We start from the raw sequence: 12,952 nt of genomic DNA, 5'->3' as shown, positions 1-12,952 counted from the left end.
CCATCACGGTCACCGAAACCCATCACGGCCACCGCTCGGGGCACCGGCAGAGCACCCAGGGCCCGCGCGAGGGGCTCCACAGGCAAGGCCGGCGCCACAGACAGTTGTGGGCCGACGCTGTCGCGCAAGGTTGTGGGGTGACGCTGTCGCGCGGTGGCGGGCCGACGCTGTCGCAGACAGTTGTGGCCTAGTGCTGTTCCACGGAAGGGGAACGGTACCAGGCCACAACTCTGCCGCGGAGGAGTGGGCCGGGGCTGTCGCGCAGAGTCGTGGGCCGGCAGTGTCGCGCGGAGTGGTGGGCTGGCACTGCCGCGGAGCAGTGGGCCGACGCTGCCGCGGACAGTTGTGGGCTGACGCTTTTCCACGGAGAGGGAACGGTACCAGGCCACAACTCTGCCGCGGAGTGGTGGGCTGGCACTGCCGCGGACAGTTGTGGGCTGACGCTGTTCCACGGAGAGGGAACGGCACCAGGCCACAACTCTGCCGCGGAGGAGTGGGCCGAGGCTGTCGCGCGAAGTCGTGGGCCGACAGTGTCGCGCGAAGTCGTGGGCCGACAGTGTCGCGCGGAGTGGTGGGCTGACGCTGCCGCGCGGGCCGACGCTGCCGCAGACAGTTGTGGCCTGGTGCTGTTCCACGGAGAGGGAACGACACCAGGCCACAACTCTGCCGCGTGGATGCGCGCGGCCGGCGGGCGCATCCGCCGGCCGCGCGCGGCCCCGCCAGCCTCAGCCCTCGCGGGCGCGAGCACGAGCACGCGCAGCCTGGCGGGGCGGACCCGCGCGGGCTACACGCGGTCGGGGGCCGCTTCGATGAACGTCGTCGGCACGTAGCGCTTCAGCTGCGTGACGTGCGACGGGTTCAGCTCCTCGAGGGAGTGCGCACCGAGCAGCTTCATGGTGCGGATGATCTCGTCGGAGAGGATCGCGATGGTGCGGTCGACACCCTCGCGCCCGCCGGCCATGAGGCCGTACAGGTAGGCGCGGCCGATCATCGTGAAGTTCGCGCCGAGTGCCACGGACGCGACGATGTCGGCGCCGTTCATGATGCCCGTGTCGACGCCGATCTCGAGATCTTTGCCGACCTCGCGTGCAACGGCGGGGAGCAGGTGGAAGGGGATCGGAGCCCGATCCAGCTGCCGCCCGCCGTGGTTGGAGAGGACGATGCCGTCGACGCCGAGGTCGGCGAACGTCTTGGAGTCCTCCAGGTTCTGGACGCCCTTGATGACGATCTTGCCCGGCCACATCTCGCGGATGACCTTGAGGTCCTCGAAGTTGATCGTCGGGTCCATCGCCGAGTCGAGCAGCTCGCCGACCGTGCCGCCCGTCGTCGCGAGCGACGCGAACTCGAGCTTCGGGGTCGTGAGGAAGTCGATCCACCACCAGGGGCGCGGGATGGCGTTGATGATCGTGCCGACGGTCAGCTGCGGCGGGATCGAGAAGCCGTTGCGCTTGTCGCGCAGGCGCGCGCCTGCGACGGGGGTGTCGACCGTGAAGTGCAGCGTGTCGAAGCCAGCCTTCGCGGCGCGCTCCACGAGGCCGTAGGAGATCGAGCGGTCCTTCATGACGTACAGCTGGAACCAGTTGCGGCCGTTCGGGTTGACCTTCGCGACCTCTTCGATCGTCGTCGTGCCGAGCGTCGACAGGGTGAAGGGGATGCCCGCGGCGGCGGCGGCGCCGGCACCGGCGGTCTCGCCCTCGGTCTGCATGAGGCGCGTGAACCCGGTCGGGGCGATCGCGAACGGCATCGCCATCGGCCCGCCGAGCACAGTGCTCGACGTGTCGACGTTCGCGACGTCGCGCAGCACGGACGGGTTGAACTCCACATCCCGGAACGCGGTGCGCGCGCGGCGCAGCGACAGCTCGCCCTCGGCGGCGCCGTCGGTGTAGTCGAACGCCGCCTTCGGGGTGCGCCGCTTCGCGATGCGCCGCAGGTCCTCGATCGTGAGCGCCGAGTTGAGGCGGCGGCGACGGCCGTTGAGGTCGGGTTTCTTGAACTGCATGAGCTCGAGCAGCTCGAGGGGCTTGGGGGCTTGACGTTTCACCATGGGGCAGCTGCCTTTGCTTCTATCGGGTGATCTTCGGGTCGTAGCGGATGATCTGCGTCGATCTGGCGACGATGGAGCGGATCTCAGAGAGACTGTCGGGGATCCAGCCGTGCGCGCGCGCCTGCACAAGCAGGTTACCCATCGCGGTCGCCTCGACGGGGCCCGCGAGCACGGGCATCCCGGATCGGTCGGCCGTCGCCTGGCAGAGGAGCGCGTTCTGCGATCCGCCGCCGACGATGTGGATGACGCTCACCGGATGCTCGGCGAGCGCGGCGGCTGTCGTGACGGCCTCGGCGAAGGCCTGCGCGAGGCTCTCCACGATCGAGCGGACGATGCCGGCTGGCGTCGTCGGTGCCTCGAGGCCACGCTGGGTGAGCCACTCGGCGATGCGCCCTGGGATGTCGCCTGGCGCCATGAAGACGGGGTCGTTGACGTCGAAGATCGGCACGTCGCCGCCTACCTGGGCGGCGTCGGCGAGCAGCTGCTGGAGGGTGCTCGAGCGCTGCGCGTCCGTCGCCGCCGGCTCCCAGTGCCGCTGCGATTCCGACAGCAGCCAGAGGCCCATGACGTTGTGCAGGAAGCGCACGCGGCCGTCGACGCCGCCCTCGTTCGTGAAGTTCGCCTCGCGGGCGGCGTCGGTGACGACCGCCTCGTCGAGCTCTAGGCCGACGAGGCCCCACGTGCCGCACGAGATGTACGCGAAGTCGCGCCCCTCGTTGGGGATGGCGACGATCGCGGAGGCCGTGTCATGGGAGCCGACCGCGACGACGTCGATGTCACGCCCGACGACGCGGGCCGCCTCGCCCTCGAGCGAGCCGAGCACGGCACCAGGGTCGACGAGGTGCGGCAGGATGCGGGCGGGGACCCCCACGCGCTCGGCGAGCTCCGCATCCCACTCACGCGTGTCGGCGCGAAGCAGACCCGTCGTGGAGGCGTTGGTGCGCTCGGCGACCTGCGCGCCCGTCAGCCAGTAGGCAAGCAGGTCGGGCAGGAGCAGCAGCTGGTCGGCGAGGCCCAGCAGCTCACCGTCGGTCGCGAGCTGGAAGACCGTGTTGAAGGGCAGGTGCTGGAGGCCGTTGCGGCGGTAGAGCTCCTCGGCGGAGGCGATGGCGTGCACGGCTTCGACGCCCCGGGCGGTCCGCTCGTCGCGGTACGCGTACGGGACCCCGAGGACACGGCCCTCGCGCAGCAGCGCGTAGTCGACCGCCCACGAGTCGATGCCGATGCTCGCGATCTGGCCTGGCGCGTCCCGCTCAGCGGCGGCCAGCCCGTCGAGGACATGCTGGTAGAGGCCGAGGAGGTTCCAGTGCAGCCCGTCGCGTGTGCGGACGGGGTTGTTCGGGAAGCGCGCCTCGTGGCGCATCGTGAGCACGCCGTCCGTGATCGTGCCCGTGATGACGCGACCGCTCGTGGCTCCGAGATCGACCGCCGCGACCGTGCGGGGCGCATCCGCCCCGCCCCGGCCTGCGGCGCTCGATCCCTGCGCAGCAGACTCGGTCATCGCAGGAAGGCCGCCGCGACGCCCGAGTCGACGGGGATGTGCAGACCGGTCGTGCGTGTGAGCTCCGGGCCCGTGAGCACGTACACCGCGTCGGCGACGTTCTCCGGCACGACCTCGCGCTTGAGGATGGTGCGGTTCGCGTAGTACTGGCCGAGGTCCTCTTCCTTGACGCCGTAGGTCGCGGCGCGGTTGGCGCCCCAGCCTGCCGCGAAGATGCCGGAGCCGCGGACGACGCCGTCGGGGTTGATGCCGTTGACGCGGATGCCGTGCTCGCCGAGCTCGACCGCGAGGAGGCGGACCTGGTGGGCCTGGTCGGCCTTCGTCGCCGAGTACGCGATGTTGTTCGGGCCAGCGAAGACGGAGTTCTTCGAGGAGATGTAGATGACGTCGCCGCCGAGCTTCTGCTCGATGAGCGCCTTGGCGGCGGCCTTCGACACGAGGAAGGAGCCCTTCGCCATGACGTCGTGCTGCAGGTCCCAGTCCTTCTCGGTCGTCTCGAGGAGCGGCTTCGAGAGGGAGAGGCCGGCGTTGTTGACGACGAGGTCGATGCCGCCGAACGCGAGGAGGGTCGCGTCGATGGCGGCCTGCACGCCTGCGGCGTCCGCGACGTTCGCTGCGACGCCGATCGCGACGTCGGTGCCGCCGAGCTCGGCGGCGGCGGCCTGCGCCTTCTCGAGGTCGAGGTCGGCGACGACGACGCACGCGCCTTCGGCTGCGAGGCGGGTCGCGATGGCCTTGCCGATACCGGATGCGGCGCCCGTGACGAAGGCGATGCGGCCCTGGTGCGTCTTCGGCTTCGGCATGCGCTGCAGCTTCGCCTCCTCGAGCGCCCAGTACTCGATGCGGAACTTCTCCTCGTCGGAGATCGGGGAGTAGCTCGAGAGCGCCTCGGCGCCGCGCATCACGTTGATCGCGTTCAAGTAGAACTCACCGGCGACGCGCGCGGTCTGCTTGTTCTTGCCGTAGGAGAACATGCCGACGCCGGGGACGAGCACGATGAGCGGGTCGGCACCACGGATGGCGGGCGACTCGGCCGTCGCGAACTTGTCGTAGTAGGCCTTGTAGTCGGCGCGGTACGCAGAGTGGAGTTCCTCGAGGCGGGCGAGCTGCTCCTCGACGGATGCCGTGGTCGGCAGGTCGAGCACGAGCGGCTTGACCTTGGTGCGCAGGAAGTGGTCGGGGCAGCTCGTGCCGAGGGCGGCGAGCTCGGTGAGCTTCTCGCTCGCGAGGAAGTCGAGCACTCGCTCGTCGTCGGTGAAGTGCCCGATCATGGGGGCGTCGTGCGAGGCGACGGCGCGGATCGACGGCGCGAGGGCCGCTGCGCGTGCACGGCGCTCGTCGGCGGGGAGCGCCTCGAAGCCGCTCACGACGCCGCCGAAGGGGTCGGCCTTGCCGTGTGCATCGATGTACGCCGCTGCAGTGTCGATGATCCAGAGCGAGTTGCGCTCCGATTCCTCGGAGGTGTCGCCCCACGCGGTGATGCCGTGCCCGCCGAGGATGCAGCCGATGGCCTGCGGGTTCTCGTCCTTGATGTTGGCGATGTCGAGGCCGAGCTGGAAGCCGGGGCGGCGCCAGGGCACCCAGACGACCTTGTCGCCGAAGATCTTCGCCGTCAGCTCCTCGCCGTCGGCCGCTGTCGCGATCGCGATGCCCGAGTCGGGGTGCAGGTGGTCGACGTGCGCCGCATCCACGAGGCCGTGCATGGCGGTGTCGATCGACGGGGCCGCGCCTCCCTTGCCGTGGAGGCAGAAGTCGAAGGCTGCGACCATCTCGTCCTCGCGCTCGACGCCAGGGTAGACGTTCGTGAGCGCGCGGAAGCGGTCGAGGCGGAGCACGGCGAGGCCCTGCTCGGTGAGCGTTCCGAGGTCTCCCCCGGAGCCCTTCACCCAGAGCAGCTCGACGGGTTCGCCCGTCACCGGGTCGGTCTCGGTGCCCTTCGCGGAGGTGTTCCCACCCGCGTAGTTCGTGTTCTTCGGGTCTTCGCCGAGGCGGTTGCTGCGCGAGATGAGATCGGCTGCTGCTGGGTTCGTCATGTCAGTTCCTTCGAAGCTCGTGAGGTCGGTGAGGGGTGACGCTTACGCGCCCCAGCTGGCCTGGACGCCGCCGACGCGCTCCTCGGCGACCTGCTGCTCGTACCCGGATGCACGGAACGCGGCGAGCGGGTTCGCGGGCAGGCCGCGCGACTCGCGCCACTCGGCGAGAGCGGGGCGCACGTCGGTCGAGAACGCGTCCATGTAGATCTCGTGTGCGACGAGCACGTCGCCGGCCTTCTGCGCCGCCGTGAGGGCGTCCTTGTCGATGAGCAGCGCGCGGGCCGTCATCTCCTGCACGTTGAGGACGGAGCGCATCTGGCCCTGGATCTTCGACTCCACGTTGTGGCACTGGTCGAGCATGAAGGCCACGTCGGGGTTGTTGAGCCCACCGCCGCGGATGACCTCGGCGAGGATGCGGAACAGCTGGAACGGGTCGGCCGAGCCGACGATGAGGTCGTCGTCGGCGTAGAAGCGCGAGTTGAAGTCGAAGGAGCCGAGGCGTCCGAGGCGCAGCAGCTGCATGACGATGAACTCGATGTTGGTGCCGGGCGCGTGGTGGCCGGTGTCGAGGCAGACCATGGCCTTCTCGCCGAGGGCCGCGACCTGCACGTAGCTCGTGCCCCAGTCCGGAACGTCGGTGTGGTAGAACGCCGGTTCGAAGAACTTGTACTCGAGCACGAGGCGCTGGTCGTCGCCGATGCGGGCGTAGATCTCCTGCAGCGAGTCGTGCAGGCGGTCCTGACGGCCGCGCAGGTCGGCCTGGCCGGGGTAGTTGGAGCCCTCGGCGAGCCAGATCTTCAGGTCGCGCGATCCGGTCTCGTCCATGACGTCGATGCAGCGGAGGTGGTGGTCGATGGCCTTGCGGCGCACCGCTGCGTCCTCGTGCGTGAGGGCGCCGAACTTGTAGTCGTCGTCCTGGAACGTGTTGGAGTTGATCGTGCCGAGCTCGACGCCAAGGTCTTCGGCGTGCTTGCGGAGCGCGCCGAAGTCGTCGACGACGTCCCACGGGATGTGCAGGGCCACGCTCGGGGCGAGCGCGGTGTACGTGTTGACCTGGGCTGCGTCGGAGATCTTCTCGAACGGGTCGCGCGGCGTGCCTGCCGTCTGGAACACCTTGAATCGGGTGCCTGAGTTGCCGAACGCCCAGGACGGGAGCTCGATGCCCTGTCCTTCGAGCGCTGCAAGCTGGTCTGCGGAGAGGATGCTCACGGTTCGTCGCCTTCGTTGGTCGGTTGCGGATGCGCTCCCGGGCCGAACGACGTCGTCCACGGCTTCGGGAACTCGATTCACGGTATGCGGGCGAGCGGGGATGCCTGTTCGCGCCGAACCGTATTGAATCGTTTCAGTGATCTCAGATTACGAGCCGGAGTGAATCGTGTCAAGCACGTGCGGCGGTTCACGTCCGCCCACCGGGGTGAGCCGGGCGGGACATCCGCGTGAACACGGGCGAAACCCGCATCCACTACCCTCGGAAAGCGCATTCCAGGACACCGCACGAGCAGGGACCATCGCACGCACATGACACGAACCCACCCGATGGCCGAGCTGCCACACCCCCGCCGCCTCCTCGACCTCGGCCCCCACAACGGCGCCCACCGCGTCGCTGTCCGCGCTGGCATCTCCGTGGGCGTCCCCCTCCTGATCCTGTGGAGCATCGGGCACGTCGAGCTCGCGCTCTACTCGACCTTCGGCGCCTTCGTCTCGTTCTACGGGCGCAGCCACTCGCACGTGATCCGCGCCCGCCTGCAGAGCGGCGTGGCCGTCGGCATGGTCGGCGCTGTCAGCGTCGGCGCCGCGGTGAGCCTCTCCGAGCAGCGCGAGTGGCTCGTTCTCCCGGCGACCGCCGCCTACGCGGCGGTCATCACGGGCGCCGCCCAGCGGTTCGGATGGAAGCCGACTGGCGCGCTCTTTCCCGTCTTCGCACTCTCCGCGACGGCCTCCATCCCGGGAGGCGAGGCGGATGCGCTCCTCGCGGCCGGCACGGCGGCCGCGTCGGCGGCCTTCGCCCTGATCGTCTGCATCTCGGGCCTGGTCCGCCCAGCCGCCCGCGAGTTCGAGCGCCGGGCACGAGCATCCGCCGCCCCGACCAGACCCGAGAGACTGCGCATCAGCGCGGCAGTGGGGGCCGGCCTCGTCGTCGGCGTCGCGGGGCTCATCCCCACATCTCTCGGGCTCGACTACCCCTACTGGGCCATGGTCGCGGCCGCCGCCGCGCTCGCGACCTCGGGCCCCGACGAGCAGCTGGTGCGGGCCGGCCACCGCCTCACGGGGACCATCGCCGGAGTGGGCGTCGCGTGGCTGATCATGGCCGTCGACCTGCCTCCGCTGGTGACGATCGCCATCATCTGCGTGCTGCAGATGTGCGCGGAGCTGTTCGTCGTGCGCAACTACGGACTCGCCCTCGTCTTCGTCACCCCGCTGGCGCTGGTCATGCTCGACTTCGCGCACCCGCAGCCCGATCTCACCCTGCTCTTGGCCAGGATCCTGGAGACGGCCATCGGCGTCGCCGTCGTGATCGCGGCCGCCCTGGCCTGGCGCTGGACGGAGCGCTCGCGGGAGCCGACGGCGGGTTGAGACCTTCGTCACGATCGCACTTGACACGTTTCAGAGCGAGTGGCAAAGTGGAAAGCGCTTACCCGCTCCGAGTGGGATATCGACCACGGTCAAAGATGACGAGGATTTTCAATGACGAGAACACAGAGTGACACTGGTGCGGTGTCACAGGAGAACGAGGGCAAGACACCCCGCAAGGCCGCGCTCAGCGGATGGATCGGCAGCGTCCTCGAGTACTACGACTTCACGCTCTACTCGCAGGCGGCGGCGCTGGTCTTCCCCGTCGTCTTCTTCCCAACCGGCGACCCCACCGTCGCCCTCATCTCCTCGCTCGCGACCTACGCCGTCGGCTACGTCGCGCGCCCCATCGGCGCCATCGTGCTCGGCAACTGGGGAGACAAGCACGGCCGCAAGAACGTGCTCGTCATCGCGATGCTCCTCATGGGCCTCTCGACGATCGCCGTCGGGTTCCTCCCCACCTACGACCAGATCGGCCTCTGGGCGCCCCTGATCCTCGTGTTCCTGCGCCTCATCCAAGGCTTTGCCGTCGCCGGAGAGCTCGGCGGTGCGAGCGCCATGATCGTCGAGCACGCCCCAGCAGGCAGACGAGGGTTCTTCGCGAGCTTCGGCCTGCAGGGCACCCAGGCCGGCTCGATCATCGCGACCGCCGTGTTCATCCCCCTCACCGCGGTCCTCACGGACGAAGCCTTCATCGAGTGGGGCTGGCGCATCCCGTTCATGCTGAGTGCCGTCGTTGTCCTCGCCGGCTTCCTCATCCGCAAGCACGTCGAAGAGCCGCCGGCCTACACCCGCTCGCTCGCGGTCCAGCAGGCCCAGAACCGCCAGGCGCCCGTCATCGAGCTCTTCAAGAACAACGGCTGGACGGTCTTCCGCGCCATCCTCATGACCCTCGCCAACGTCGCCGGCGTCACGACCCTCGTCTTCGGAACGAGCTTCGCGACGCAGGAGGCCTACGGCGTCGCGATGCCCGCCTCCACCTTCCTGTGGGTGCCGCTCATCGCCAACGTGGCGGCCGTCATCGTCATCCCCGTCTTCGGCATGCTCTCCGACAAGATCGGGCGCCGCACGCTCATGATCGTCGGCTCGTTCGGATCCGGGCTCGTCGCGATCGGCTACCTCAGCGCCATCCAGTCCGGCAACCTCGTGCTCACGATCGTGCTCGCGATCCTCATGATGGGCGTGCTCTTCCAGATGTGGAACGCCACCTTCGCGACGTTCTTCCAGGAGCTGTTCCCGACGCAGACCCGAGTGACCGGCTTCGCGATCTCGCAGAACGTCGGCCTCATGATCGTCGCCTTCCTGCCCTCGATCTTCACGTTCGTGGCCCCTCCAGGCTCGGACAACGTGCCGCTGGTCGTCGGCGGGCTCACCCTCGCCATCGCCACCGTCTCAGCCCTCGCGACGCTGTTCACTCCGGAGACGCGCGGCAAGGACATCGAGAACCACGACTGAACCCACCCGAAGGGGCGTTGACCGAGGCCGTCCCCGCGCGGGGGCGGCCTCGACCGGCATCGAGGACACCGCACGCGCCGGCATCGGCGAGACTGCATCACGACGGAACGAGGACACCATGACGAGAATGCGCGCAGCCATCGTGGGCACCGGCGACGTCGCTCGACTGCACGCCGAGGCGATCGCCGCCAGGGACGACGCGGAGGTCGTGGTCGCCGTGGACGTCGACGCGGACCGGGCAGCCGCCTTCGCCCAGAAGTACGGCATCCCGCGCTCCGCGACCTCGCTGCCAGACGGGCACCTCGACGTCGTGCACCTCTGCACCCCTCCGGCAGGCCACGCGGCCCAGGCCGAAGAAGCCTTCGCGCGCGGAGCTCACGTCGTCGTCGAGAAGCCACCGGCGCTCACCCTCCACGACGTCGACCGGATGGTCGCAGCCGGCGAGGCCGCAGGCAGGCACCTCGCCGTGGTCTTCCAGCAGCGCACCGGCACCGCGACGGCGCACGTCAAGCGCCTCCTCGACGACGGCCACCTCGGGCGCCCGCTCCTCGCCCGCTGCGACACCTTCTGGTTCAGGGACGACACGTACTTCGCCGCGCCCTGGCGAGGCACGTGGGCGAACGAAGGCGGCGGGACGACCCTCGGCCACGGCATCCACCAGCTCGACCTGCTCGCCTACCTCCTCGGCGAGGTGGATGAGGTGCACGGCCAGACCTGGCGCCTCGCGCGCGACATCGAGACGGAGGACGTCTCGACGGCGGTGCTGCGCTTCGAGTCCGGCGTCGTCGCGACGGCGATGACCAGCGCCGTCTCGCCTAGGCAGGCGAGCTCCATCCGCATCGACACCGAGCTCGCGACGGTCGAGCTCGAGCACCTCTACGGGCACGGGCACGCCAACTGGCGCATCACCCCACGCCCGGGGGCGGATGCGCCGAGCAGCTGGGCGTTCCCCGCGGCCGAGCGGGCGAGCGGGCACGACGCCTACATCGACGCCGTCTACCCCGCCCTCGCGGCGGGTGCCGCGCTGCCGGACGTCGCCTCCGCGCCCGCCAGGTCCATGGAGATCGTGGCCGCCCTCTACGCGTCGAGCGAGCGCTCGGCCGCCGTCGCCCTCCGTGAGGTCAGGGAGTCGGGCGAGCTGCGCGGACAGATGTCCGCTCGGGTGCGCGACGAGCGCCGGTCATGAGCTCACCTTCCCGCGACGAGCTGCCCTTCGGCCTCGGCACGGTCGTGCACCGCGACCCGAGCGCGCTACCGATCGAGTCGCCCCGCCCCTACGTGCATCCGCTGCGAACCCCCGCGGGCACCGTCGTGAGCGACTTCCGTCCCGCCGACCACACCTGGCACTGGGGCCTCTCCGTGACCGTCGCGAACATCCGCATCGGCGACGCCGATCACGACATCAACCTGTGGGGCGGCGTGACCTGGGTGGATGGTCGAGGCTACGTGCAGCTCGACAACAACGGCTCGCAGACGGTCGACGAGACGCAGCCGGCCGAGGGCACGCAGCTCACGTGGCGCGAGGCCGACGGCTCCGCGTTCCTGCGGGAAGAGCGGATGCTCGACGCGAGCATCCGCGACGACGACGGGCGCAGCATCGGCGTCCTCGATGTCAGCAGCCGCTGGACGAACCTCCGCGACGCCGAGCTCGCGTTCGGCTCGCCCACGACCGCCGGCCGCCCGGACGCCGGCTACGGCGGACTGTTCCTGCGACTGCACCCCAGCTTCTCGGGCGCGCGCCCGCTGTCGCCGCTGCTGCCCGCCGACCCGGACGCCACCCTGCACGGCGCGGAAGCCGCCTGGCTGGGTCTCGAGAGCGGACCCGTGACCGTCGTCATGGGCGCGCATCCGGCGAACCCGGTCTCCCCCACCCCGTGGTTCGTGCGGAACGACGCCACCCCCATGCTCTGCGCGGCCCCGTTCTTCCACGAGGAGTGGAGGCTGGGGCCCGGCGAGGGCGCGACGTGGCGCTGGCGCATCCTCCTCTCCGACTCGCCGCTCCGCGCCGAACGCATCACCCACCTGCTCGACGAGGCCTGAGCGGCGAGCCTCCGTGGCCTTCGGAGTTGCCGCCCACGAGCGAGGCACCCGCCCCGCAGACCCCGCGTGCCCTAGCATCGCTGTACACCGAAGGAGGCCCATGGCAGTCAGCGTGCGCGACGTCGCGACACTCGCAGGCGTCTCCGTTGGCACGGTCTCGAACGTGCTGAACCACCCAGAGAAGGTCTCGAAGGCCACCGTCGACAAGGTGCAATCGGCCATCGAGGAGCTCGGCTTCGTGCGCAACGACGCCGCCAGGCAGCTGCGCGCCGGCGAGAGCCGCACCGTCGGCCTCATCGTCCTCGACCTCCGCAACCCGTTCTTCACCGAGGTCGCGCGAGGCGCCGAAGAGCGCGCCGCCGAGCTCGGCTTCTCCGTCCTCGTCGCCAACAGCGACGAGCAGGAGGAACGCGAGCGCACCCACCTCGGCCTCTTCGAGGAGCAGCGGGTCTTCGGCGTGCTCGTCACCCCCATGGCCGCCAACATGCCCCAGCTCGAGCGGCTCCACAAGCGCGGAACCCCCGTCGTGCTCGTCGACCGTGAGAGCGCCGACGAACGCTACCCGTCCGTCGCCGTGGACGACCGCACCGGCGGCCGCATCGCCGTCGAGCATCTCCTCGAGACGGGGCACCGCCGCGTCGCGTTCCTCGGTGGGCCGATGGAGATCCAGCAGGTCACCGACCGCTTCGAGGGCGCCCGCGACGCGGTGCGCGAGGTCCCGGACGCGACGCTCGAGGTACTGATGACGGATGCGCTCTCCATGTCCGAGGGCAGGCGGGCGGGGCTGCTCCTCGCCGAGCGCGACGGCGCCGATCTCCCCGACGCGGTCTTCGCGGCGAACGACATGCTCGCGCTCGGGCTCCTGCAGAGCCTCCAGGGCACCAGCCACGCGACGGTGCCCGAGAGCATCGCGCTCATCGGCTACGACGACATCGACTTCGCGGCTTTCGCCTCGACCTCGCTCAGCTCCATCCACCAGCCGGCGCACCTCATCGGCTCGAAGGCCATGGACCTGCTCGTCGCCGCGGCCCGGGACCCGAAGTCGACCCCCGAGCACATCCGCTTCACCCCTGAGCTGGTCGCCCGCGCCTCGACCGCACCCCACGCCTGACGCCCACAACTCAGCCCTGGGCGGCCGAGCGCTCCTACGCGATGGTTGGCGCGCATCCCGAGGTCAAGGAACTCGCGAAGTACCTCGCCCCCTCCAACCAGGAGCAGGGCGTCGTCACTGTCGTGAGCGCGCTCCTCGACGCGCAGGCGTAGCGCTCCGGATCAGTCGCTCCCCGAGCCGCGGGGATGCGTCCGGGC

General features: G+C 70.0%; 10 protein-coding genes. 6 read left to right on the top strand and 4 right to left on the bottom strand.

Annotation, left to right across the window (positions count from 1 at the left end):
• Positions 1-784: 784 nt before the first annotated feature.
• From C5E06_RS00655 to rhaI, 4 genes are read right to left on the bottom strand one after another with little or no spacing between them, the layout of a single operon-like run.
• Entirely contained in the window at positions 785-2,044 is a 1,260-nt protein-coding gene (locus C5E06_RS00655; RefSeq protein ID WP_104244852.1) for an alpha-hydroxy acid oxidase, read from the bottom strand.
• Positions 2,045-2,063: 19 nt separating this feature from the next.
• On the bottom strand, positions 2,064-3,545 hold the full coding sequence (locus C5E06_RS00650) for a rhamnulokinase family protein (RefSeq protein WP_104305671.1): 1,482 nt from the start codon (positions 3,543-3,545) through the stop codon (positions 2,064-2,066).
• Positions 3,542-5,578, bottom strand: coding sequence for a bifunctional aldolase/short-chain dehydrogenase (locus C5E06_RS00645; protein ID WP_104305670.1), 2,037 nt, complete (start codon positions 5,576-5,578; stop codon positions 3,542-3,544). The genes C5E06_RS00650 and C5E06_RS00645 overlap by 4 nt, the downstream gene beginning before the upstream one ends.
• 42 nt (positions 5,579-5,620) lie before the next feature.
• The gene (rhaI, locus tag C5E06_RS00640) at positions 5,621-6,787 is read right to left on the bottom strand and encodes an L-rhamnose isomerase (protein ID WP_104305669.1); all 1,167 of its coding nucleotides are present in this window, start codon (positions 6,785-6,787) and stop codon (positions 5,621-5,623) included.
• 309 nt (positions 6,788-7,096) lie between these two features.
• On the opposite strand from rhaI, the gene C5E06_RS18890 reads away from it, so the two are divergent.
• The 6 genes from C5E06_RS18890 (at position 7,097) to C5E06_RS18885 (ending at position 12,907) form a co-directional block, all read left to right on the top strand.
• Complete coding sequence (locus C5E06_RS18890) at positions 7,097-8,152, top strand: FUSC family protein (protein ID WP_146081265.1); 1,056 nt, start codon at positions 7,097-7,099, stop codon at positions 8,150-8,152.
• Positions 8,153-8,263: 111 nt separating this feature from the next.
• Entirely contained in the window at positions 8,264-9,604 is a 1,341-nt protein-coding gene (locus tag C5E06_RS00630) for an MFS transporter (RefSeq protein ID WP_104305668.1), read from the top strand.
• Between the two features lie 118 nt (positions 9,605-9,722).
• Positions 9,723-10,790: a Gfo/Idh/MocA family protein gene (locus C5E06_RS00625; protein ID WP_104305667.1), complete on the top strand. Its 1,068-nt coding sequence runs from the start codon at positions 9,723-9,725 to the stop codon at positions 10,788-10,790.
• Positions 10,787-11,644, top strand: coding sequence for a DUF6807 family protein (locus C5E06_RS00620; RefSeq protein WP_104305666.1), 858 nt, complete (start codon positions 10,787-10,789; stop codon positions 11,642-11,644). The genes C5E06_RS00625 and C5E06_RS00620 overlap by 4 nt, the downstream gene beginning before the upstream one ends.
• Positions 11,645-11,744: 100 nt before the next feature.
• The gene (locus C5E06_RS00615) at positions 11,745-12,755 is read left to right on the top strand and encodes a LacI family DNA-binding transcriptional regulator (RefSeq protein ID WP_104305665.1); all 1,011 of its coding nucleotides are present in this window, start codon (positions 11,745-11,747) and stop codon (positions 12,753-12,755) included.
• Positions 12,752-12,907: an HAD hydrolase family protein gene (locus C5E06_RS18885; protein ID WP_258067461.1), complete on the top strand. Its 156-nt coding sequence runs from the start codon at positions 12,752-12,754 to the stop codon at positions 12,905-12,907. Before C5E06_RS00615 ends, C5E06_RS18885 begins: the two co-directional genes overlap by 4 nt.
• Positions 12,908-12,952 lie beyond the last annotated feature (45 nt).

It is taken from the genome of Pseudoclavibacter sp. RFBI5 (assembly GCF_002931395.1).
Classification (GTDB): domain Bacteria; phylum Actinomycetota; class Actinomycetes; order Actinomycetales; family Microbacteriaceae; genus Pseudoclavibacter.
The sequence above is the reverse complement of the archived record's forward strand: the minus strand, read 5'-3'. Positions and strand labels throughout refer to the sequence as shown.

Coding starts and splice junctions, on each gene's coding strand:
- C5E06_RS00655 (WP_104244852.1), bottom strand. CDS start 2,044: ATGGTGAAACGTCAAGCCCCCAAGCCCCTCGAGCTGCTCGAGCTCATG.
- C5E06_RS00650 (WP_104305671.1), bottom strand. CDS start 3,545: ATGACCGAGTCTGCTGCGCAGGGATCGAGCGCCGCAGGCCGGGGCGGG.
- C5E06_RS00645 (WP_104305670.1), bottom strand. CDS start 5,578: ATGACGAACCCAGCAGCAGCCGATCTCATCTCGCGCAGCAACCGCCTC.
- C5E06_RS18890 (WP_146081265.1), top strand. CDS start 7,097: ATGACACGAACCCACCCGATGGCCGAGCTGCCACACCCCCGCCGCCTC.
- C5E06_RS00630 (WP_104305668.1), top strand. CDS start 8,264: ATGACGAGAACACAGAGTGACACTGGTGCGGTGTCACAGGAGAACGAG.
- C5E06_RS00625 (WP_104305667.1), top strand. CDS start 9,723: ATGACGAGAATGCGCGCAGCCATCGTGGGCACCGGCGACGTCGCTCGA.
- C5E06_RS00620 (WP_104305666.1), top strand. CDS start 10,787: ATGAGCTCACCTTCCCGCGACGAGCTGCCCTTCGGCCTCGGCACGGTC.
- C5E06_RS00615 (WP_104305665.1), top strand. CDS start 11,745: ATGGCAGTCAGCGTGCGCGACGTCGCGACACTCGCAGGCGTCTCCGTT.